Source organism: Pseudobutyrivibrio sp. MD2005 (assembly GCF_000621865.1).
Taxonomy (GTDB): domain Bacteria; phylum Bacillota; class Clostridia; order Lachnospirales; family Lachnospiraceae; genus Pseudobutyrivibrio.
Genome location: NZ_JHXE01000022.1, coordinates 1 through 23,585 on the forward strand (window position 1 = coordinate 1; position 23,585 = coordinate 23,585).

The window sequence follows — 23,585 nt, forward strand, 5'->3', positions numbered from 1 at the left end:
TTGCTTCGTTCGACTTGCATGTGTTAAGCACGCCGCCAGCGTTCATCCTGAGCCAGGATCAAACTCTCATGTTAAAAAGTTTAATTCCGAATCAGTATAAAACTGACTTGTTTACTAATAAAGGTTTCGTTTCATTAAGAAACTTAAATGAATTTCAAGGATACATGTTTTAAAAACTTGTATTAATTCAAGGTTTGTTTCACTGTTCAGTTATCAATCTTCGCTTTGTTGTTGTCTTCAGCAGCAACTCGTTTATACTACCACGACGCCAGCTGTTTGTCAACAACTTTTTTTTGAATCTTCTTTCGAAAATTCATTGCTTTTCTCTTTCGAGTCAGCTTTAAAATAGTATCATCTAGAAGCTTGTTTGTCAAGCACTATTTACTATTTTTTATTGCTGTTTCAGTGAGCATCCCTCACGCGACAGCTTGTATATAATATCAAAAGCCACTGCTTCATGTCAACATCTTTTTCTTAATTTTTCCATCTATTTGCAATCACCTTTTATAGAGGCAATGTGGAAATAAAAAAGCCTTCAGGCTAAACCTGAAGGCTTTAACGGAGAGGGTGGGATTCGAACCCACGCGCCCTTGCGGACAAACGGTTTTCAAGACCGCCTCGTTATGACCACTTCGATACCTCTCCATGGAAGTTTAGTTCTCTCGAACACGAATAGTATAATATCATCTGAGCATTCGTATGTCAACAGAAATCCATAAGTTTTTTGTAAAAATCTAGAATTCAGAAAATTACGACGATAGCCTAATTTTAGCGACGACTTCTAAGGATAGCTTCGCCAAAAGCAGCGTCCTCTGGAGTGGTTACTTTTATGTTTGTATAAGAGCCTTGTATCATATGTACATCGTGATCTGTAGCAAGTTCCACAATCATTGCATCATCTGTAATTGTGGTATCAGCATTAGGAATCACTTTATCATATGCTCCACGAATAAGATTATATTCAAAGCATTGAGGAGTCTGCACAATCCACACATTGCTTCTATCAGGCGTATCCAACACTTTTCTATGGTCGTCAGTGAGCTTAACTGTATCTTTTGTAGGCATACCAACAACACAGGACTCATATAAAGCTACCGCAGACATGCATCTATGTATAATGTCTACAGAAACAAATGCTCTTGCACAATCATGAATAAGAACATAACCATCATTTATCGCCTTTAATCCAGCATATACAGAATCATATCGTTCTTCTCCACCTTCTACAATTGCAATGCACTTATCAATATGATATCTCTCGATAATTTCCTTACGACATTTTTCTACATCTCCAGGCGCAACCACAAGTACTATTTGAGTTACTTTGCTCTCCTGAAAAGTGCGCAGACAATGAGACATAAGAGGAGCGCCACCTATATTCATATATTGCTTTGGAATCTCCTGTTCCATTCTTTTGCCGCTGCCTGCTGCAAGTACAATCGCCGTGAATTTATTCATATTATCTTTCTCCTAATTTAAGGTTAGGTATTGCGTTTAAATCCCATCCATCAAACTTGCCTGCTAAATATTCATAATAAGCTGCTGCACCTATCATCGCCGCATTATCCGTGCAAAGAATTGGAGATGGATGATAAAACTTCACACCTTTGCCTTCGCACATCTTTTCCATTGCAGCTCTGAGAGTTTGATTAGATGCAACTCCACCTGCAATAGCAAATTTATCCATGCCAAATTCATCTATTGCCATAGCAGCATGTTCGCACAAAGTATCAATTACAGTTTGCTGGAAAGAAGCAGCTATATCTTTATCATTGATAGCCTCCCCTTTCATCTGCGCACCATTAATATAATTTAAAACCTGAGATTTTAAACCGCTAAATGAAAAATCATACACGCCATCAGACACTTTTGGTCTGGTAAATTGGATAGCAAATGGATCACCTTCGTGGGCAGCTTTTTCTATCTTAGGTCCACCTGGATAGCCCAAGCCTATAGCTCTGGCAACCTTATCAAAAGCTTCTCCAGCTGCATCATCTCTGGTACGTCCTAATATTTCGTATTTACCATAATCAACAACACGCACCAAATGTGTATGACCACCAGAAACAACGAGACATAAAAATGGCGGTTTTAATTCCTTATTTTCGATGTAATTAGCGCTAATATGACCTTCTATATGATGAACACCAATAAGAGGCTTGCCAGTAGCAAAAGCTATAGCCTTCGCCTCAGCAACCCCCACCAAAAGAGCACCAACTAATCCAGGACCATAAGTAACTGCTATGGCATCCATATCCTCTAATCCCATATCAGCTTCTTCCAATGCCTGTTCAATAACCTGATTGATTCGTTCTATATGCTTTCTAGAAGCAATTTCAGGTACTACTCCACCATACAGTGTATGTAAAGGTATCTGTGTAGATATAACATTGCTTCTAACATCTCTTCCATTTACAACAACAGCAGCAGCTGTTTCATCACAAGAGCTTTCTATTGCAAGTATTTTAATTTCTTTAGTATCCATTTATTTCATCCTCTGTGGATAATCTCCATGTAAGGATTTTCCAATTGCCATTAGCATCTTTTCTAAGGCAAAAATCCTCATAGGTTCTATCGTATGAGCTTCCCTCTCTGATAAAGTAATATGTAGAGAGAAAAGCACAATCATTTCCATTAACTTTCTTATATTGTACTTCGTTGGAATCGCTTACTGAACTAGAAACGATAGTTCTGGAGCGATTTCGATAATCTTCGATTTCTAATGAGAGCGAGGCAAGATAAGTGTCCTTTGGATTATATTGTAGCAGTTCATCATCCATAAGCATTCTAGCTTGATCAGCCATCTTCTCTAGCTCACCTTGAGTATATTCTTCTGAATAATACGCAGCAATAATACGATTGTACCATTTAACTACAGCTCGCGGTGTAGCTGGATAATCCTTCACAAAATTCTTTGAGATAATAGCCTGCACTTCAGACAACTCAACATTATCTTGCGATGAGGTGGCATCGTTTCGGCGTGACAAGTAAGTATAGTACCCCACAATCAGAGATACCATACAGATAATTGCTATTCCAATACGCAACACCTTTTTCATACTACTCCTCCGAAAAATCTAGCTCTAAAAACTTTCCGTCCTCTCCCAAATAGGCTTGCTGAAAAATATCGCAAACCGCTTTCATATACTTTTTATGCCCAGTCATTGATGGAGAAAAATGTGTAAGCCACAATTCGCCAACATTAGCATCCTTAGCCACTTTTGCAGCCTCATAAAAAGTCATATGCTTATTCTGTCTCGCCTTTGCAAGCTTTTCTTCTTCTGCGTACATGCCTTCGCATATTAGCAAGTCTGACTCGCTGGCAGCATCAACAAGAGATTTTGTAGGTCGTGTATCTGTACAATAAGTGACCTTAAGCCCCTTTCTTGCCTGCCCCATAACCATATCTGGCGTATAGGTTTTGCCTTCATGCTCTACCGTATTTCCCTTTTGAAGCGGATTCCATAGAGTAACAGGAAGCCCAAGACTCTTGGCTTTTTCTACATCAAACCTGCCCTTTCTTGGAATGCTAACCGAATATCCATAGCACAAAACATTATGGTTAACCTTAAATGCATGAACATGGTATCCCATTATTTCAAACTCTTCATCATCTGATGTAAGCTCGTGAAATTTAATTTCAAAAGGAAGCTCTGGCGCAATAACTCTAAGCGAATTAACCACTCGCGTCAGCCCCTTTGGACCGATTATTGTGATAGGTTCAGTCCTATCTGAATTGCCCATCGATAAAAGAAATCCAGGCAATCCACTAATGTGATCGGCATGATAATGAGTAAAGCAAATGATTGAAATAGGATTAGGCGAAAAGCCTGCCTCTCTCAGGGCAACCTGTGTGCCTTCACCACAATCTATTAGCAAACCCTCGCCATTAAATCTAAGTAGGCAAGAGGTAAGCCATCTATTAGGAAGCGGCATCATGCCTGCCGTTCCCAACAAACAAACATCTAACATCTATAAATCCTTTCAAGTATGACTCTCGCTTGTTATGTATTATTCTTCCAGATGAAGCGACATGCAAATTGCATCTTCTATCGGATCCGAATAAAAATACTTACGCTTTCCGATTTCTTCGAAGCCTATGCGAGAGTATAATGCCTGGGCCGCGGTATTGCTAACGCGAACCTCTAGAAATATGGTGTCTACTTTATGAGCCTTCAGCTGTCTGATAGCTTCGTTCATAAGGCTTTTTCCTACACCTCTTTTGCGATAACTTTCTGCAACAACAATATCCGGAAGCTCGCATTCAGGTGGAGTAAGATAAAACACTGCAAATCCAGCTATATTATCACCATCTGCCGCCACCATTATAAATGCATGGTCTGAGTTGATTGCTTCAAGATAATTATCTTTATTCCAAGGGCTGCTCATTGAAGCCACCTCTATGGCAACTATCGCATCAACATCAGCCTCTGTCGCAAACCTATATGTAAAAGCCATTAAGCCTTTCCTTCCTTTTCAAGACGTTCGCGTTCTGCCTGCGAAAGCCTTAAGTACTCTGGACGATGCTCTGCCGCTGTCTCACACTCACCATTCTTATAGTAAATGCTTCCTAAAGTTGCGACGCTTGCTGCATGCTGCTTATTAATATGAGCTGGTGCAAATCTGTATGGCACTTTAATCAAGTCTGAAATTAAATCCTTGAATACCGGAACACCATCGCCTAAAAATGTAACAGGCTGCCCATTTTTATTAATTTCATCAGCAATTTCATGAAAATCTACAGCGCACTGTTCTCTGATTGTATTAAATGAACCATCATCTAAAAATGAATATAATCCTGTGTAAACCTGGCCACGTCTAGCATCCATAATAGGACAAATTGTGCCAGCCTGTCCCCAAAGGTTGAATGCAAGGGCATCAACTGTTGGAACAGATATGATAGGACATCCTAATGAAAGTCCTAATCCTTTGGCTGTAGCTGAAGCAATTCTAAGGCCCGTAAAAGACCCTGGCCCTGCTGCAACTGCAATTGCATCTATGGTATTAAGATCCAAATCAATCATCTTGCCAAGAGCATCAAGCATTGGCAACAATGTCTGGGAATGAGTCTTTTTGTAACCTGTAGTGTATTCTCCTATTAAATTATCATCTTCAACAACGGCAACAGATGCTACAAGACCTGAACCGTCGATTCCTAATATCTTCATTATAGCTATATATGTTCTACCGTAATTTTACGGTAATCAAATCCTTTTTCTAAATTTTTCTCTATTGTAACTTTGGTGTAATGCTCCGGCAAAATCTCTTCGATTAGATTTGCCCACTCAATAAGTGATACACCATCGCCATAAACATAATCCTCATATCCTATTTCATCCATTTCTTCGATATCGCCTATACGATATACATCAAAATGATAAAATGGAAGCCGTCCGGTATCGTAGACCTGAACGATTGTAAATGTAGGGCTGCAAATTGGCTCGTCGATTTCTAGGCCCGTAGCAAAACCTTGCGTAAAAACAGTCTTGCCCACTCCAAGGTCGCCAATAAGCGTAAACACTTGCCCTGGATTTGCTGCACTTGCAAGCTTTTTGCCAAGTGCTTCTGTTTCTTCTGGTGAATTTGTTTCTATTATTTCTATCATTTTATCTGTAATTTAAAATCCTCTACATGTGATTTAATGAACTCTTTAATATTATCGTATTGTCCTGCTATATCTTCCATTGGAACAATATATGCATTAATTCTGTTGCTGTATATAAGCAGATATTCTTTCCAGGTTGAGACCTTATAGATGTACTCCCATGGCAATTCTGCTGCATCTTCTACAGCTGGCGATGAAATCTCGATTCCATCTTCCTTAAGCTCGTAATTGAGTGGATGCTGAAAAACCTCCTGCTGCATCTGAGCTTTAACCCTAAGTTTTAAACTCATAGGAATATACATGACGAAAATCATTGCCAATAATGGATACATAACTTTATAGATTGTAGATAAGGCTTCAAATCGCAATATCCAAACAACTATAAGTAGTACAAAAAGGACAATAGAAAAAATTCCCTGTGTTCCAGTGTAAGCATGATGTAAATTGAATCTATAGAGATCCTGTTCTTTGATTTTAGTGCTAAATTTAATATTTTGCTCCATGTTTCATAAATCTCCCAATTATTTATTATATTAACACATTTTCGCTGATAATAGAATTCCTATTGCCATTAACACAATAAAAAACCGCAAATACAAAAGGAGTGAGTCGAAACCCCTAACGACTCACTCCCTATTAATACATTTCTCCTAAAAAGCACATTCATGTTACTTTCTCTAACTGAATATGAGTATAGGAGAATTGTTCATAATTGTCAATGCAATAAGCATTCTATTGATACATTTTGTACAATTACTACAATTTTGATATTCCGTTTCTGTTGATGTTTACAACAAGACTGGGTTATTTTTTATCTTTATTGACGTTATGCTTCATAGTTAAAGCTATACGACCCTTTTTCTCATCTACAGAAAGAACCTCAACATCAACGATATCTCCAACCGAAACTACTTCGAGAGGATGCTTGATATATCTATCTGTCATCTGAGAAATATGGACAAGGCCATCCTGATGCACTCCGATATCTACAAATGCACCAAAATCGATAACATTTCTAACTGTACCTTTAAGCTGCATTCCAGGCTTTAAGTCCTTCATCTCAAGAACGTCGCTCTTAAGAATTGGACGTGGCATATCCTCACGTGGATCACGACCTGGCTTCTCAAGCTCCTTGATGATATCCTCAAGTGTCATCTCGCCAATACCAAGCTCTGTGGACAAGGCTTTGATATCCTGAATACTCTTGTGGATATCTTTTAAAGTGCCAGCCGCAATATCTTTTGTATCAAATCCAAGCTTTTCCAAAAGTGCTTTAGCTGCATCGTAGCTTTCTGGGTGAACAGCAGTAGCGTCTAATGGATTACGGCCTCCAATGATACGCATGAAACCTGCGCACTGTTCAAATGCTTTTGGTCCAAGCTTTGGCACTTTCTTAAGCTCTGCTCGAGAATTAAAACGACCATTTGATTCTCTGTATTCAACAATGTTCTTTGCAATAGTCTTATTGATACCAGAAACATATTCTAATAGAGATGCTGAGGCAGTATTAAGATCTACACCAACTGCATTAACGCAAGTCTCTACAACACCAGCAAGTGTCTCATCAAGCTTCTTTTGATTCATATCGTGCTGATACTGACCAACACCCACAGACTTTGGATCAATCTTTACAAGCTCAGCAAGCGGATCCTGAAGACGGCGTGCCATAGATGTAGCTGAACGCTGTCCTACATCAAAGTTAGGGAATTCCTCAGTAGCAAACTTACTAGCAGAGTACACTGATGCTCCAGCCTCATTTACAATGACATACTCTACCTTCTCAGGAATCTCCTTTAACATATCTACGATAATCTGCTCAGACTCACGGCTGGCAGTACCATTTCCAAGAGAGATTAATGATACATTGTATTTCTTAATAAGGGCTTTAATTACTTTTTTAGTTTCTTCAACCTTATTCTGTGGCGCAGTTGGATATACAACTGTTGTATCTAATACCTTTCCTGTGGCATCTACGATAGCGATTTTACATCCTGTACGGAAAGCTGGATCCCAGCCAAGTACGTTGCGGCCTGCGATTGGAGGCTGCATAAGAAGCTGTGTAAGGTTCTTGCCGAACACCTTGATAGCTCCATCTTCCGCTGTTTCTGTAAGGTTTCCTCTAATTTCATTTTCGATAGATGGTGCGATAAGTCTAGTGTAAGCATCCTCGATTGTTGTTGTTAATGCCTGATTCGTATTTACGTTATCACGGCTGATAACCTTCTTTTCAAGGTAGCGTAAAATATCTTCTACAGGTGCTTCGATGCTAACCTTAAGGATCTTTTCCTTTTCACCACGGTTAAGCGCAAGAATACGATGGCCTGGAAGCTTAGCAATTGCTTCATCATAATCGTAATAGTTTTCGTATACTGATTCAGCTTCAGCATCCTTTGCCTTTGAAATGATTCGACCGTTTTTAAATGTCTTTTCTCTAATCCAAGTACGATAATCAGCATCATCAGAGATAGCTTCGGCAATAATGTCGCAAGCGCCTGCAATAGCTTCCTCTGGAGTGTTAACTTCTTTTTCTGGATTGATAAATGCCTTGGCTTCTTCCTCAAGTGACTTATCTGTCATCTGAAGAATGATAATATTAGCTAGTGGCTCTAAGCCCTTTTCCTTTGCAATAGTTGCACGTGTACGTCTCTTTGGACGATAAGGACGATATAAATCATCAACAGCGACCTGTGTTGTCGCCTCAAGAATAGCCTTCTTAAGCTCTTCTGTGAGTTTTCCCTGCTCTTCAATAGAAGCAAGGCATGTTGCTTTTTTCTCTTCCAGATTACGTAAATACGTTAATCTCTCGGCAAGAGTACGAAGCTGCTCATCATTAAGCCCGCCAGTAGCTTCCTTTCTATATCTTGAAATAAAAGGAACTGTATTTCCTTCATCTAATAATTTAACTGCTGCATCTACCTGCGCAACGCGCACTTGTAATTCTGATGCAATCTGTTTTGTAATGTCCATGTTGTAACTCTCTTTCTTTATAATTGAACCCTTTGATAAGTATATTCAAATTATGTATATAATTGCAAGTACAAAGAAGCTCACGGACAAAATCCGTGAGCTTCTTGACCCTCATCAGTCACCTGCGGTGACAGCTTCTCCCATAGGGAGAAGCCTTAGATTGCTTCTACATTACGTGTTGCAACAACATCTACGCCTGTGCCGCAGACATTTTTTACAACAACATCACCGATATGAACTGGCGCGTTCATAACTGCTGCATCAATCTCTTTCATTACAGCATTAATTTTATCCTTTGGGATATTGCTTGCTGTCTTGACTGATACGCGAGGTTTATCTCCACCTAAAACAATTGATGTTGAGGTAACTGTTCTCTCTGGATGTGTAACCTCATTTTTAGCGTAGTTTTCGCCAATCTTACAAGTGTTTCCCGTTACAGATAAAACTTCGCCATTTTCTAATTCTACTGTTATCTGGCACCCCATTGGGCAGCCGATACAGGTTAATTCTCTCTTTTCCATTATCTTCGCCCTCCTTTATTCTGCTTCAATCTTTACTGTAATCTTTTTTAGGTCTGGCTTTTCCTCAAGCTTATTCTTAAGCAGAATTACTTGCTCCATTTCGCCAGGTGCCATGATTCTCTTTTTATTGTGCATGACCCTTTCGTCATCAAAATAAACGCTGACATAAGAATCTTTATATACAGCACCAACTCTAAATCTGACAGTAAGCTTATCGTCCATTCTTCCAATATCGATAGTAGATGGAACTGTGTAACGAGCTCCCTCTGTTGCAACGATTTCGATTTCGGCTCCAGAGTTCTCAGAAAGCTCGCCCTTTATAAACTTAGCTGCGTTTTGACCTGCTCTATCAGCTTCCTCTGATACATAGTCAACAAGGTCATGCACATGAAGAACATTTCCACAAGCAAATACACCAGGTATATTTGTTTCAAGTGATTCATTTACAACTGGGCCGCTTGTAATAGGGCTCATTTCAACACCGGCATTTCTTGAAAGCTCGTTCTCAGGAATAAGGCCGCAAGAAAGAAGCAATGTATCACATGTGTATCTTTCTTCTGTTCCTGGAATTGGCTTGCCATGATTATCAACCTCAGCAATAGTAACAGCTGAAAGATGCTCTTTGCCCTCAATATCCACTACAGTGTGACTAAGCTTAAGAGGAATACCAAAGTCATCTAAGCACTGTACAATATTTCTCTTTAATCCACCTGAGTAAGGCATAAGCTCTGCAACAACCTTAACCTTTGCGCCCTCAAGTGTCATACGGCGTGCCATGATAAGTCCAATGTCACCAGAACCAAGTATTACCACTTCACGGCCAGGCATATAGCCTTCAATGTTTACAAGACGCTGTGCTGTACCTGCTGAAAAGATTCCTGCTGGTCTGTAGCCAGGGATATTTAACGCTCCACGTGGACGCTCGCGACATCCCATTGCAAGAATAACAGCTCCTGCTTTAATCTGATACATTCCATCTTCACGGCTCATAGCGGTAACAACTCTATCTTCAGAGATATCCATTACCATTGTATTGAGCTTATATTCAATTTTTGCATCGAGGACTTTCTCGATAAAACGATATGCATATTCTGGTCCTGTGAGCTCTTCCTTGAAAGTGTGAAGACCAAAACCATTATGTATGCACTGATTTAAAATTCCACCTAACTCTTTATCTCTTTCAAGAATAAGAATTTTATCTACACCGGCATTTCTTGCTGAAACCGCAGCTGCAAGACCAGCAGGGCCTCCGCCTACAATTACAATATCATAATTAAGCATTACTGATTGCCTCCCTTCTGATTTTTGGTGCGCTCCATTACAATATTTGAATGGCCACCACTCTTTGTAATCTCCTCATAAGGAAGACCTAATTCTCTGTGTAATATTTCCATAGTCTTTGGTGAGCAGAAGCCGGCCTGGCATCTTCCCATTCCAGCACGAGTTCTTCTCTTAACTCCATCTAAAGAACGTGCCCCCAAAGGTCTATGAATTGCATCTAAAATTTCACCCTCTGATATAGATTCGCAGCGGCAAATAATGTTACCATAGGCTGGATTTTTCTTAATTAATTCATTTCTTTCTTCAACTGATAGATCTGATGGGTTCATTACATCTTTTCTAGTGCTAATCCAATTAGCTTTGTTTGTAAGACCCATCATATCCTTTAACATATTTCCTACCATCTCGCCAATAGCTGGGCTAGATGTTAGTCCCGGAGACTCGATAGCTGCACAATCGATAAAGTGTGGCGCACCATCTACTTCCCCAATGATAAACTCATGTCTTGCCTCGTGAGCACGAAGGCCTGCAAAGGATGTAATAACCTTTCTCATAGGAAGATTCTTTACGTGATCATTAGCCTTTGCAATTAAGTCGCCAATACCAGCTGCTGTTGTGTTTGTTCCTTCTTTATCATCAATATCAATAGCAGTTGGGCCGACGATAAGATTGCCATGGACAGTAGGTGATACAAGTACACCCTTACCAAGGTTTGTTGGCTGCGGGAATATTGTGTGACTTACATGGGTTCCAACTTCTTTATCTAAGAGGCAATAATCTCCACGTCTTGGGATGATTTCGATTTTATCGTCATCCTTGCTTACCATATTATGAATTACACCTGAATAAACACCTGCTGCATTGACAACATATCTTGTAACATACTCGCCATTATTTGTGCGAATATGCCATAATCCATCTTCATCCGAACAAATATCTTCTACCTTTGTATTAAATCTAAAATCTACTCCATTTACATTAGCATTCTCTGCCATTGCTATATTTAATTTGAATGGACAGATAATACCGCCAGTTGGTGCATATAATGCTCCTTCTACGTTATCTGAAAGATTTGGCTCCATCTCAAGAGCCTCCTCGCGGCTTAAAATCTTTAAGCCTTTAACTCCATTTTTAACGCCTCGATCATAAAGATCTTTAAGGCCATCTAAAGCTTCTTTGTGGATGCAAACAACCATGGAACCATTTCTCTTGAACGGAATGTCCAAATCTCGGCATAGGTCATCCATCATTTCATTTCCACGTACATTTAGTTTTGCCATCAGAGAACCAGCAGCTGCATCAAATCCTGCATGAACAATTGCAGAATTAGCTTTCGAAGTTCCTTCGCAAACATCCTCACATTTTTCTAAAACGCAGACATTTGTCTCATAACGTGAAAGCTCTCTCGCAATTGCGCTGCCAGAAACGCCTGCGCCTATGATTATGACATCATACAACATAGTTTTTTCTCCTACCTTTTACTTTTATTTACTGTTAAAAAAGGAGTCGGTAACTAAACGCATCTCATCATGCGTTCAATACCGACTCCAATCCTCAGTGTATACAATAGTTCAGTTTTAAATGGTTCCAGTATTGAATACTGAAATACGATTATTAAGATTGATTCCTTGAATCAAATTAGCCAAACATCTGAGCTGCTGCAAGAGCATTGTAAAGAAGGGCTGCAACTACACCACCACAAATAGGTGCAACTGCTGGAATCCATCCATAGCTCCAGTTGCCATCTTTCTTACCAAAGTTTGGTGCTAAAAGAAGGTATGCAATACGAGGAGCTGTATCTCTTGCTGCATTCATTGCGTATCCTGTAAGACCACCAAATGAAGCACCGCATGCAACGATTACACCATATACAAGTATCCATGAAACATTAGACTCGCCTGCTGCTCCAGGAATAAGTGAAAGTGTAAATACAAGAATAAATGTTGCTACAAACTCTGAAAGGAAGTTAAGGCACTGATTTGGAATAGAAGCTGATGTACAGAAGCATCCTCTTACTACTGCATCATCTGCTGTTTCCTTAATGTGGTCGTGATAAAGAACCAAAAGGATTGCAGCGCCTACAAAACCGCCAAGCATCTGAGCTACGATCTGGCCTGGTACTGTGCTCCAGTCACCAGTTCTGATAGCTGCACCAATTGTAACTGCAGGGTTAAATGCAGAACCGCAACCTGCAAATCTGCTCATTGCAAATGCAGGAACCATAACAGCCATTCCCCAACCAATAAGGATGTGAACTGCTCCGCCGCCCTTAAAGCCTGACTTATTCAAATTAACGTTACAGCAAACACCATCACCAAGTAGAACAAGAATAATCGTACCAATAAACTCGCCTAAATAAACTGACATAAAAATTTCCCCCTTACTTAAAATATAATATTTATAAGCACCCAATAAATATAACATGCTCCCGCAGGCCACCTTCCATACTCGGGCAAGGGAACTCCCCTAAAGGGGCACCCTCCTTCCCCGGCATGGAGCCTTCCTGCTCGCGCTTGCCAACTTTCCGAAGGGTGCTTATTGTTCAATTTTTTAACGACCTATTCCTTAGCCCATCCACGAGTAGATGCTACAGCCTTTGACCAGCCCTTAATAGCTGCTGTTCTGTCTGCATCTGTCATCTCTGGCTTGAACTCTCTATCAACTGCCCAGTTCTTAATAACATCTTCTTTGCTCTTCCAATATCCAACTGCAAGTCCTGCCAAATAAGCAGCACCCATAGCTGTTGTCTCAACACAGCTTGGACGAAGAACGTCAGTATTGATGATATCTGACTGGAACTGCATCAAGAAGTTGTTGTTTGATGCACCACCATCGACCTTTAATGCTGTAAGGTGCTTACCTGAATCAAGCTCCATAGCATGAAGAACGTCGTATGTCTGATAAGCAAGAGACTCAAGTGTTGCTCTGATGATGTGATATTTATTAACACCACGAGTAAGACCTGTGATTGCTCCTCTTGCGTATGGATCCCAGTATGGAGCTCCAAGTCCTGTAAATGCAGGTACAACGTAGCAACCATTTGTATCCTTAACACGAGTAGCAAAGTATTCTGAATCTGGTGAAGAATCAACAATCTTTAATTCATCACGGAGCCACTGAATAGCAGCACCAGCAACGTATACAGAACCTTCAAGTGCGTATGTAACCTTACCATCTAATCCCCAAGCGATGGTTGTAAGAAGATCGTTCTTAGAGAAGATTGGCTTCTCACCTGTGTTCATAAGCATGAAGCAACCTGTACCATATGTATTCTTTGCTTCGCCTTCGTTGTAGCATGTCTGTCCGAAAAGAGCTGCCTGCTGATCACCAGCAGCACCAGCGATACGGATAGGACCACCAAAGAACTCTGGATCTGTTTCGCCATAGATGCAGCTTGAAGGCTTAGCCTCTGGAAGCATGCTCTTTGGAATATCAAGAATCTGGCAAAGCTCATCATCCCATTCAAGAGTGTTGATATTGAATAATAATGTTCTAGATGCATTTGAGTAATCTGTAACATGTACTTTGCCCTTTGTGAGCTTGTAGATTAACCAAGAATCTACAGTACCGAAGCATAACTCGCCTTTTTCAGCTCTCTCTCTAGCACCCTCAACGTTATCAAGGATCCAACGGATCTTTGTACCTGAGAAATATGGATCGAACTTAAGACCTGTCTTCTGCTGGAACTTCTCAACAATTCCAGGAATCTTGCCCTTCATCTGCTCTGCAAAATCTGCAGTACGACGGCACTGCCATACGATAGCATGGTGAATTGGCTGGCCTGTAGCTCTGTCCCAAACAATAACTGTTTCACGCTGGTTAGTAATACCGATTGCCGCAATATCGTCCGCTGTAGCGCCAACCTTTTGCATTGCTAAACGTGCTACTGAAAGCTGTGTCTGCCAAATTTCGTTAGCATCATGCTCAACCCAACCTGGCTGTGGGAAATACTGTGTAAATTCCTTCTGTGCAACAGAGCACATCTCTCCTTTTTCATTAAAAAGGATACATCTGTTACTTGTTGTTCCGGCATCTAGAGCCATTACGTATTTTGCCATTATTACTCCTCCTTTTTCTTTGCCTTTGGCATTGGCTAGTTACTTAGGAGCAGGTAATGCAACTAAAGCTGCCATACATCCTCATTGGTGGTAGATACGGCAAGCACCCCATTATTTAGTGCATTCATAACATCATCTCTGTCCGTTATAAGACCTCCCGCTAAAACTGGAACTCGGCTCACATCATTTACTCTTTTAATAATTTTAGGAAGCACGATTCCTGGCAGAATTTCAATGACATCTGGCTGCGATACTCCATGGCGATCTTGTTTTTCAATATTGACAAGAGCCATACTGTCGATAACGAAGTATCTAAGCACTGTATATAAACCCAACTCCTTTGCCCTTCCGATGAGATTCCCCTTAGTAGTGATAATACCATCAGCCAAGGTATTATTCTTAATGAAGTCCACAGAGATTTCTTTTGTGTTATTCAGACCTGTAATCAAATCCAAATGAACCATAGCAACTTTGCCAACTGCTTTGATTTGGCTAACTATTTCTGGGATAGTACAAACATCTCCATATAAGATGAAGATAATTTCACAATCCGTTTCAATAGCATGCTGTAACCCCTGGTCATCCTTAATGGCTGCAATAACTGGATTAACCTCCAGCTTTTCGATGAATTCTCTGTGCATTATTTATACTCCTTCATTTTCTACCCTTTAGGCACAAAAAAAGAACATGCCTATAGAACAAAGAGCTCACCTCTTATAATCACAGCCACATTCTCATCTCTCACGGGCATTTATTAACTTTGTAATTACATACTACATCACTTTTGGGTAAATATCAACATATTTTTTTCACATTTCCACCACCATATGTACATAATTACTTATTAGTAAAGTTGTGCATATGTCACAGTGCTAGTAATATTAGACAATAGCGCAGTGTTTACAGCCTATTTTATCAAACAGTTTATGTAATATTTTCATAATAAAGAAAAAAGCGACATGCCACTAATGACATGTCGCATAATCTATTATTTTATTTCTGTGCTGAGATTATCGCATCATACAATTCATCGTACTCTTCGAAAGCTGGATACTGTGGATAATCTTTCTTTATTGAATCAGTTGTTCTGAAAAGGAATCCAGCAGCTGATGCTTCTATCATCGCAAGATCATTAAAGCTATCGCCACTTGCAATTGTCTCAAATCCGCATGACTGTAATGCTCTAACTGTTGTCAGCTTGCTCTTCTCACAGCGCATTTTATAACCTGTGATTTCACCAGACTCTGAAACTACTAATTCATTACAGAAGATGGTTGGCATCCCAAGCTTTTCCATAAGAGGACCTGCAAATTGAGAGAATGTGTCACTGATGATAATAACCTGTCCCTGTGCTCTAAGCTTATCCAAAAACTCTTTAGCCCCTGGCAATGGATCAATAGTTGCTATTGTGTCTTGAATCTCTTTCAATCCAAGTCCATGCTCCTTAAGAATGTTGATACGATAATTCATTAACTTATCGTAATCTGGTTCGTCTCTGGTAGTCTTTTTTAACTCTGGAATGCCTGATGCTTCAGCAAATGCAATCCAAATCTCTGGTACTAAAACGCCCTCTAAATCCAAGCAAGTAATATACATAACAATCTCCTTACAAAAACGCCAAACTAATTAGTAAAATCTGATAACAGAAATAACTCCGCCAAGTGCAGTCTTACGCTCGTTGAACTCTGATTCTGTCATTTCCGCTGTGATGAATCCTGTCTCGTCGTCTAAATCTAAGTCAGTGTACTTAACTTCTTCAAATTCATTCTCGATATTTGACTGAAGTGCTGATGTACGAACGAAATATTTATATTTCTGTTCAGATGGATTAGAAAGCTCAAGCTTTTCATTTGCCCATCCAATTCTTACATGCTTATCTACATTTCTAGCTAAAAATACTAAATCGCCTACTACTGCTGATGCTGTAGGAAGTGCACCTGCGCCAGCGCCGTAGTACATAGATTCTCCAAGCATATTTCCGCGAACTGATACAGCATTCATAACACCAGATACATGGTAAAGCATCTGATCAGGCTTTACTAAAAATGGAGCTACGCGGCATGAATATGTATCGCCAACCTTAGTGCTCTTGGCAATAAGCTTGATGCTATAGCCCATTGATTTTGCATATTTGAAATCTGTTGAAGAAATCTTGCTGATTCCTTCTGTAGGGATTTCTGTATAATCAACATTCTTTCCTGCAACAAGAGATGTAAGAATAGCAATCTTTCTGCAGCTGTCATGTCCCTCAACATCTGCTGTAGGATCTTTTTCTGCATAACCTAATGACTGAGCCTCTGCAAGAATCTGAGCATATTCGCTACCAAACTGCTCCATGTTTGTAAGCATATAGTTTGTTGTGCCATTACATATAGCAGCTATTTCTTCAATAACATCACCTGTAAGACAAGCTGTGAGTGTACGAATAATAGGAATACCGCCGCCAACAGCCGCTTCAAATACAAAGTTAACATCGTTATCCTTTGCAATTTTCATAAGTTCAGCGCCCTTGTCTGCAACAAGTGCTTTGTTAGATGTTGTGACAGATTTTCCTGCTTCCAACATCGCCTTAACAAAAGTAAATGCAGGCTCAACTCCACCCATTGTTTCAACAACGAGTTTTATCTCTTTATCTTTAGCAATCTCCTTATAATCCTTTACAAAACAATTTGCATGAGGATCATCAGGGAATTCTCTTAAATCAAGAATATACTTAATTTCTAAAGCTTCACCTAATCTCTCTTTGATTATGTCCTTATTTGTGTCAAGAACCTTTGCTACACCGGAACCGATTGTTCCATAGCCCATTATTGCTACTTTCATGCTGTCACTCCCTTGCTAATATTTTTACGTAATGGACACCTTCTACATTTTCAACTGCGGTAACTAACTCGGTGAAATCACCCGAATCTTCCAAAACATCTACAGAAAGTGTGAGTGTTGCAAAACCTCCAACAGGCACACTTTGGTGAATAGTCAAGATATTAACGCGGAAATGGGCAATCTCATCTAACACTCTTGATAAAATACCTGGCTCATCTTCAAGCTGGATAACCATATTTATAGTCTTTCCTTTAGTGTCCTCGTGGAAAGGGAATATGTCATCCTTATATTTATAGAAAGAACTGCGGCTAATCCCCACCTGTTCTGTAGCTTCCTGAACAGACGCGCACTTTCCTGTAGCAAGTAGCTTATTAGCTGCCACTACTTTAAGCAAAACTTCCGGTACGGCCTTTTCTTTAATTACAAAATAAGTAGTTTTCTCTGCCATAATTCCTCCATGAGTGTCTTTCCTGCAAATACATTTGTATTTGCTCAGAAGATAATATCATTTATTCTGCACTAATGCAAGCTATTAAATCAGGTTATTTTTATATTTGTGCAATAATTTTAAGTTTGTTAAGACTAAGTTGATTTAGATAGGGCTAATCATTATAATTATTATAAAACAACTAATAATAAATATCAGGAGAATTATTAATCATGAAATCTCTTTCAAAATCAATTTTAGCTGGATTCTCTATTGGGCTTGGTGGTCTTATTTTTCTTTCAGTTGATGACAAAGTGAATGGTTCCGCATTATTTAGCATTGGACTATTTCTAGTTCTCACTATGAGCCTAAACTTATTCACTGGAAAAGTGTGTTATACAATCGATAAAAATGGACCTTCTATTACAGACATGATTTCTATTTGGATAGGAAATTTTATCGGTACTTTTATTCTTGCTTTTATTATCAAAAATACACGTGCTTATCCAGCACTTTTCGAAAAAGCAAAAGGACTTTGCGATATTAAGAATAGCGACTCTTATCTAAGCCTTTTCTTGCTTGGAGTTCTTTGTAACATTTTTATCTACATTGCTGTGGATGAATTCAAAAATAATCAACATATGATTGGAAAATATATGTCGATTATTCTTGGGGTAATGGGATTTATATTAGCTGGAACAGAGCACTGCGTCGCAGACATGTTTTATTACAATTTAACATTCACTTACTCCAGCGATATGCTTATAAGGCTCCTTATTATTACTGCCGGAAACTCCGTAGGAGGCATTTGCATTAACTACGCTTTCAAATCAATTAAATAGCAAAATAAAAAAGAGTCATGGTGCCATGACTCTTTTTTAGAGAGTTTATTGAACTAATTCACTTAAAGACTTATAAAAATCAGGGTATTCTTTTTTCACCTTGATAGGCTTGCCTTCCTGATTTAAAAATGCATGGCTTGTAGTGCCAACACATACAACCTTCCCTTCCTCATTTCTCATTTCGTAAGAAAGGAAAAGCTTCACACCTTTGAATTCCTTAACACCTACAGTAATGTATATATCTTCTGCAAAACGGGTAGAAACTTTGTAGTCGCAGGTTACACTAAGCACAGGTGATACCATACCCATTTCCTCCAGTTTGTCAAAAGGCCATCCCGCTTGTGCCAAGAAATCGATTCTAGCCTCTTCCATCCATCTAATATAGTTGGAATGATGTGTAATCCCCATCTTATCAGTTTCATAATAGTGAACTGTATGTTTATATTCTTTGAATGCCATATTTTCTCCTATAGGTAACACCGTCACATCAATAATTACTTATTCAATCTCTTTAAATCATTTCTTTCAAGAACAATAAGAAGTAAATCATCTGCTTGTAATGCCTCTTCCGGATTAAGAATCTTCCAACTTGAACCACGCTTTAATGCAATTACATTAGCTTTATAATTCTTTCTGACGTTCAATTCCATCATGTTTTTGCCAACCCACTTAGCAAGAGGATTTATTTCAATCATACATAGATTTCCATCAACTTTAAAGTAATCCAAGAATGTATCTGATGAAAGAATTCTAGCTGATTGCTCTCCGCCGTACTCCTCTGGAACAATTACCTTATTTGCACCAATCTTTTTAAGAATCAGAGTCATTCTGTCTGATGAACTTTTAGCAACAATAAGTGGAACTCCGTGCTCTTTGGCTACAGCTACAGCCATGATACTAGCCGCAAGGTTACCAGCCATTGCAACAGCAACTATATCCATATTTTTTAAGCCAAGAGAAACAACTTCATCTTCATTTGTAATATCAGCGCAGATGGCAGTAGTGCAGTAGCCATTCATTTCTTTAAGTTTATCCTGGTCCTGGTCAACAACAAGTACATCAGCCCCCATATCGTACATATTCTTAGCTAAGCTGATTCCATATTTTCCAAGGCCTAATACCGCAATCGATTTTTTCATATTATCTCCTATCCTACAAAGAAGCTTCCTTCTAAATATCTACATTTATCATTTTTATGTCTTTTTCCTGCAAAAAAGATTGCAAGAGAAATAGGTCCTATTCTGCCTAAATACATGGCAACAATTATGATAATTCTTCCGATAGTATTAAGATTTCCAGTAAGACCTCTAGTAAGACCAACTGTTGCCGAAGCACTTATAACTTCGTACAATCCATCCTGCAAGCCGATTGTATTGGTAGATATAAGTGCAAGAGTAAGAACAACGATTGTAAATGCCGCAACAGATACAATTACAGTAGCCTTTCTCATACTTTCCTCGGTAACTCTTCGTTCAAATACAATAGTCTGATTATCATCACGAATATAAGAAATGATATTGAGCAATGATAAATATATTGTTACCGTTTTGACTCCACCTGCAGTACCTATTGGAGAACCTCCAATAAACATCAAAAGGTACGAAGTTACACAAGAAACATCCGTCATTTTTTCCTGAGCAAAAGACGAAAATCCTGCGGTTCTAAATGTAATTGATTCAAACAAGCTATTTATTATTTTATCATATAGAGAATACTCGCCTATTGTGTTTGGATTTTTGTATTCAGCCAAAAATACCATAATTGCACCAATCATTATCAATGCAAGGGTTACGCTCAATACCAGCTTAGTATGTTCATTAAATCTTTTTATTATCACCCATGGGTTATACCGCTTTTTGATTCCGTATTTTATCTTTTCAGACATATCGAACCAAACAACGTATCCTAAGCCACCCATAACAATAAGAAACATGGTTGTAGCCATCACTAATGTGTTTGACGAATAATCACTTAAGCTTGTATCTCCAAACACATCTATTCCTGCGTTACAAAAAGCTGAAATAGATGTAAAAATCGAATACCATACACCTTTTATTGCTCCGTATTCTGGTACGAATACTATAGAGTAAAGAACTGCGCCAAAGGTTTCCACTTTAGCCACATCTTTAAAAATCCTGATAAGCAGCCTCAGTACACCAACATCAGTTTGAAGATTCAATGAATCCTGCAGCATTTTTCTATCTGCAATAGAGAACTTCTTTTGAGTGATAAGCATAATCATTGATACTACAGTGATTACACCTAATCCACCTATTTGTATTAATAACAGGATGATAATCTGTCCAAATAAGCTGTACTCCGTAGAAATGTTTACAACGGTCAATCCTGTAACGCAGGTAGACGTTGTTGAAGTAAATAAAGATGTAATGAAACCAGACCAACTACCATCATATGATGATACTGGTAACATCAAAATAAGCCCTCCTACCACAATCGTAATAAGAAAGCTTAATGGTATTAAGTGAATCGATGAAAGCTTTAACGATTTCATTAATATATATTCTCCCGATAAATCAGTTTTTCATCATAACTCCCACATTACATCAATGCTAATCAGCATCCATTGCCCCTCTATCTGGGCATCCCAGTGAAAGCCATTTTAAATATGCATTCATAAATGGAGTAAGTTTGCCATCTAATACCGCATCTGCATTGCCAGATTCCTCGCCTGTTCGCAAATCCTTAACCATTTTATATGGTTGCAATACATAAGAACGGATTTGATTGCCCCATCCGATATCAGAGACTTCGCCTCTAATGCCACTTGCCTTAGCAGCATTTTCTTCTTGCTTTAACAGAAGAAGTTTGGTCTTCAACATCTGCATGGCTTTATCTTTATTCTGATGCTGGCTTCGTTCGTTCTGACAAGTAACTACAATTCCTGTAGGGAAATGTGTGATTCGAATAGCTGAACTTGTCTTATTGATATGCTGACCACCAGCGCCTGAAGAACGATATGTATCTATACGGATATCTTCATCCCTAATTTCAACATCTACATCTTCTTCTATATCTGGCATAACATCGCAAGATGCAAATGATGTCTGTCTCTTGCCTTGGGCATTAAATGGAGAAATACGTACCAAGCGATGTATACCTTTTTCAGACTTCATATATCCGTAGGCATTCTCACCCACAACTTCGAAGGTAACAGACTGAATTCCAGCCTCATCGCCTTCCTGATAATCAAGCTCTTCAACTGTGAATCCTGCATCCGATGCCCAACGGCTGTACATTCGATATAGCATAGCCGCCCAATCGCAGGCTTCTACACCACCTGCTCCAGAATGCAATGTAACAATCGCACTATCGGCATCATACTCACCTGAAAGCAGTGTCTTCATTCGAAGAGTTTCTAAATCGTTTTCAAATTCTTCAATGAGAAGAGCAACAGTATCTACAATTTCCTGGTCCTCTTCTTCATTGCCAAGCTCAATATAATCTTCTATTTCTTTGTAGAGATCCTCAAGCTTATCTATTACAGCAACATCATCTTTCATAGATTTCAGTTCTTTCATTTTTGCTGATGATTGTGCTGCATCTGTCCAGAAATCTGGAGCTTCCATCTCGCGCTCCAATTCCTCTATACGCGCCTTTTTAGCTGCGACGTCAAAGTGAATCCCTCACTTCCGTCATAGAATTTTTCTGCGACACAAGTCGCTGTTTGAACTGATCAAGTTCTATCACGAAATCACCTCTTTTCTTATTTCACACATGCTTGTAGAAAGTTTATTCCTTAGATAATACCTCTAAAGCCTTTTGAATCTGATTATCTAAATCTACACTATACTCATCATCTTCGCCACCTAAAAACTCGAACTCGAGCTCAATATCTGGTGTGATTCCCTTACCGTGGATGCACTCTCCACTAGGTGTATAGTATGTTTGAGTTGTAAGCTTAATTGCAGAACCATCTTTAAGTGGGATAGTAGATTGAACTACGCCCTTTCCGTAAGTGGTTGTTCCAATTATAGTACCATAATCAAAATCTCTCAATGCTCCTGTAAAGATTTCAGCCGCTGAAGCTGTGTTCTCATTTACAAGCACAACCATTGGAATATCTTTATGAGTATCGGCATCTGATGTGAAATCTTCTCTTGTGCCTTCCTTATCCATGGTATACACTACTGTTCCTTCAGGAAGCAAATAATCAAGCATCTTTACTACTGAATCAACAAGTCCACCGCCATCATTTCTCATATCAAAAATAACCGAAGTCATTCCCTGCTTTTCCAAATCCTCGTATGCTTTTACGAAATCGTCATATGTATGTTCTGCAAACTGAGATACCTGGATATAACCAACATTACCATCAAGCATCTGGTAAGCTACAGTTGGTGCAGATATTGTGTCTCTAGTGCATGTGACATCAAACTTCTCACCATCACGCTCAATCACAAGGGCAACATCTGTACCTTCCTCACCTCTTACGTGCTGAACAAATTCATCAAGATTTTCGTCTATTGCAAGATTACCATCTGCAGAAACAATACTATCGCCTTCTTTCAAGCCAGCCTTTTCTGCAGGACTGTCTTCGTACACCTTTGTAATAGTAACTGCACCTGTGTCGGTGTTCTTCTGAAGCATAGCTCCGATACCTGCATAGTTGCCAGTAAGTGTGCTCATCAAATCCTCATACTCTTCTGGTGTATAGTATTCAGAATATGGATCATTCAAGCCTTCAACCAAACCGGCATATATGCCGTCAATCATATCCTGATCTTCTACATCCTTATAATAATAGTTTTCAATAATGTAGATTAAAAGCTCAAGCTTACTGCTTGAATCCCCCTTTAATAAATCCTTATCATCAATATCTTTATTGATAGCCTGCATTATGTCCTGAGAAGATTCTTCTATAGCCTTTTGCTCGCTGTTTTTTACAAATAGCATTCCAGCCACCGCAAGACCAGCGCCCACCATAGCGCCTAGAACTACGCCTAGAACTACAGGCCACTTTTTTGATTTAGGCTTAATTTCAGGTGAATAAAAGTTTTCCATTTCAGTGTTCATTATTCTGCCTTTCTAATTATCTCTAAT

The 23,585-nt window shown here is 39.2% G+C and carries 24 protein-coding genes, 1 tRNA gene and 1 rRNA gene; 1 reads left to right on the forward strand and 25 read right to left on the reverse strand.

Translation table 11 applies throughout. From position 1 onward, the window contains the following. The 20 genes from T498_RS0108680 to T498_RS0108780 all read right to left on the reverse strand — a co-directional run. Positions 1 to 74 (reverse strand): 16S ribosomal RNA (locus T498_RS0108680); the annotation flags it as partial. A gap of 485 nt (positions 75 to 559) precedes the next feature. Then, positions 560 to 645 (reverse strand) — tRNA-Ser (locus tag T498_RS0108685). A 123-nt stretch (positions 646 to 768) separates the two neighbouring features. Next, positions 769 to 1,458: a 2-C-methyl-D-erythritol 4-phosphate cytidylyltransferase gene (ispD, locus tag T498_RS0108690; RefSeq protein WP_028235574.1), complete on the reverse strand. Its 690-nt coding sequence runs from the start codon at positions 1,456 to 1,458 to the stop codon at positions 769 to 771. Between the two features lies 1 nt (position 1,459). Continuing rightward, positions 1,460 to 2,485: a tRNA (adenosine(37)-N6)-threonylcarbamoyltransferase complex transferase subunit TsaD gene (gene tsaD, locus T498_RS0108695; protein WP_028235575.1), complete on the reverse strand. Its 1,026-nt coding sequence runs from the start codon at positions 2,483 to 2,485 to the stop codon at positions 1,460 to 1,462. Further along, positions 2,475 to 3,059: a DUF6715 family protein gene (locus T498_RS0108700; protein ID WP_028235576.1), complete on the reverse strand. Its 585-nt coding sequence runs from the start codon at positions 3,057 to 3,059 to the stop codon at positions 2,475 to 2,477. The genes tsaD and T498_RS0108700 overlap by 11 nt, the downstream gene beginning before the upstream one ends. Position 3,060: 1 nt before the next feature. Then, positions 3,061 to 3,972 carry a ribonuclease Z gene (locus T498_RS0108705; RefSeq protein ID WP_028235577.1) on the reverse strand — a complete coding sequence of 304 codons (912 nt, stop codon included), beginning with the start codon at positions 3,970 to 3,972 and terminating at the stop codon, positions 3,061 to 3,063. 39 nt (positions 3,973 to 4,011) lie between these two features. Next, entirely contained in the window at positions 4,012 to 4,458 is a 447-nt protein-coding gene (rimI, locus tag T498_RS0108710; protein WP_028235578.1) for a ribosomal protein S18-alanine N-acetyltransferase, read from the reverse strand. Further along, entirely contained in the window at positions 4,458 to 5,168 is a 711-nt protein-coding gene (gene tsaB / locus T498_RS0108715; RefSeq protein WP_028235579.1) for a tRNA (adenosine(37)-N6)-threonylcarbamoyltransferase complex dimerization subunit type 1 TsaB, read from the reverse strand. The genes rimI and tsaB overlap by 1 nt, the downstream gene beginning before the upstream one ends. A gap of 5 nt (positions 5,169 to 5,173) precedes the next feature. Continuing rightward, positions 5,174 to 5,605, reverse strand: a complete 432-nt coding sequence (gene tsaE, locus T498_RS0108720; RefSeq protein ID WP_028235580.1) for a tRNA (adenosine(37)-N6)-threonylcarbamoyltransferase complex ATPase subunit type 1 TsaE — start codon at positions 5,603 to 5,605, stop codon at positions 5,174 to 5,176. Continuing rightward, complete coding sequence (locus T498_RS0108725; RefSeq protein WP_028235581.1) at positions 5,602 to 6,108, reverse strand: YcxB family protein; 507 nt, start codon at positions 6,106 to 6,108, stop codon at positions 5,602 to 5,604. Before T498_RS0108725 ends, tsaE begins: the two co-directional genes overlap by 4 nt. 301 nt (positions 6,109 to 6,409) lie before the next feature. Beyond that, complete coding sequence (locus T498_RS0108730) at positions 6,410 to 8,572, reverse strand: Tex family protein (protein WP_028235582.1); 2,163 nt, start codon at positions 8,570 to 8,572, stop codon at positions 6,410 to 6,412. Positions 8,573 to 8,727: 155 nt separating this feature from the next. After that, positions 8,728 to 9,093, reverse strand: a complete 366-nt coding sequence (locus tag T498_RS0108735) for a DUF1667 domain-containing protein (protein ID WP_028235583.1) — start codon at positions 9,091 to 9,093, stop codon at positions 8,728 to 8,730. A gap of 15 nt (positions 9,094 to 9,108) precedes the next feature. After that, positions 9,109 to 10,374, reverse strand: a complete 1,266-nt coding sequence (locus tag T498_RS0108740; protein ID WP_028235584.1) for an NAD(P)/FAD-dependent oxidoreductase — start codon at positions 10,372 to 10,374, stop codon at positions 9,109 to 9,111. Beyond that, entirely contained in the window at positions 10,374 to 11,831 is a 1,458-nt protein-coding gene (locus T498_RS0108745) for an NAD(P)/FAD-dependent oxidoreductase (protein WP_028235585.1), read from the reverse strand. Before T498_RS0108745 ends, T498_RS0108740 begins: the two co-directional genes overlap by 1 nt. Positions 11,832 to 12,012: 181 nt before the next feature. Then, positions 12,013 to 12,741 carry an MIP/aquaporin family protein gene (locus T498_RS0108750; RefSeq protein ID WP_028235586.1) on the reverse strand — a complete coding sequence of 243 codons (729 nt, stop codon included), beginning with the start codon at positions 12,739 to 12,741 and terminating at the stop codon, positions 12,013 to 12,015. Positions 12,742 to 12,932: 191 nt separating this feature from the next. Further along, a complete protein-coding gene (glpK, locus tag T498_RS0108760) occupies positions 12,933 to 14,432 on the reverse strand; it encodes a glycerol kinase GlpK (RefSeq protein WP_028235587.1) in 1,500 nt (499 codons plus the stop codon). 62 nt (positions 14,433 to 14,494) lie between these two features. Then, positions 14,495 to 15,073 (reverse strand): glycerol-3-phosphate responsive antiterminator, encoded by a 579-nt coding sequence (locus tag T498_RS0108765; RefSeq protein WP_028235588.1) that lies wholly within the window; start codon positions 15,071 to 15,073, stop codon positions 14,495 to 14,497. Positions 15,074 to 15,425: 352 nt separating this feature from the next. Then, positions 15,426 to 16,028, reverse strand: coding sequence for a bifunctional phosphoserine phosphatase/homoserine phosphotransferase ThrH (gene thrH / locus T498_RS0108770; RefSeq protein WP_028235589.1), 603 nt, complete (start codon positions 16,026 to 16,028; stop codon positions 15,426 to 15,428). 30 nt (positions 16,029 to 16,058) lie between these two features. Then, entirely contained in the window at positions 16,059 to 17,255 is a 1,197-nt protein-coding gene (locus tag T498_RS0108775) for a homoserine dehydrogenase (protein WP_028235590.1), read from the reverse strand. A gap of 4 nt (positions 17,256 to 17,259) precedes the next feature. Further along, positions 17,260 to 17,703 (reverse strand): ACT domain-containing protein, encoded by a 444-nt coding sequence (locus T498_RS0108780; protein WP_028235591.1) that lies wholly within the window; start codon positions 17,701 to 17,703, stop codon positions 17,260 to 17,262. A 212-nt stretch (positions 17,704 to 17,915) separates the two neighbouring features. On the opposite strand from T498_RS0108780, the gene T498_RS0108785 reads away from it, so the two are divergent. After that, positions 17,916 to 18,524: a formate/nitrite transporter family protein gene (locus tag T498_RS0108785; RefSeq protein WP_028235592.1), complete on the forward strand. Its 609-nt coding sequence runs from the start codon at positions 17,916 to 17,918 to the stop codon at positions 18,522 to 18,524. A gap of 45 nt (positions 18,525 to 18,569) precedes the next feature. On the opposite strand, the gene T498_RS0108790 is transcribed toward T498_RS0108785, so the two are convergent. The 5 genes from T498_RS0108790 to T498_RS15400 form a co-directional block, all read right to left on the reverse strand. Continuing rightward, a complete protein-coding gene (locus tag T498_RS0108790; RefSeq protein ID WP_028235593.1) occupies positions 18,570 to 18,983 on the reverse strand; it encodes an acyl-CoA thioesterase in 414 nt (137 codons plus the stop codon). A 35-nt stretch (positions 18,984 to 19,018) separates the two neighbouring features. Beyond that, entirely contained in the window at positions 19,019 to 19,663 is a 645-nt protein-coding gene (locus T498_RS0108795) for a potassium channel family protein (protein ID WP_028235594.1), read from the reverse strand. A gap of 8 nt (positions 19,664 to 19,671) precedes the next feature. Then, positions 19,672 to 20,955 carry a potassium transporter TrkG gene (locus T498_RS0108800; protein WP_242839224.1) on the reverse strand — a complete coding sequence of 428 codons (1,284 nt, stop codon included), beginning with the start codon at positions 20,953 to 20,955 and terminating at the stop codon, positions 19,672 to 19,674. A 139-nt stretch (positions 20,956 to 21,094) separates the two neighbouring features. Continuing rightward, a protein-coding gene (gene prfB / locus T498_RS0108805; RefSeq protein ID WP_155951047.1) for a peptide chain release factor 2 occupies positions 21,095 to 22,232 on the reverse strand; the annotation gives its coding sequence in 2 pieces (ribosomal slippage) (positions 21,095 to 22,156 and positions 22,158 to 22,232; 1,137 coding nt in all). A 42-nt stretch (positions 22,233 to 22,274) separates the two neighbouring features. Beyond that, positions 22,275 to 23,558 (reverse strand): S41 family peptidase, encoded by a 1,284-nt coding sequence (locus tag T498_RS15400; protein ID WP_051524688.1) that lies wholly within the window; start codon positions 23,556 to 23,558, stop codon positions 22,275 to 22,277. Positions 23,559 to 23,585 lie beyond the last annotated feature (27 nt).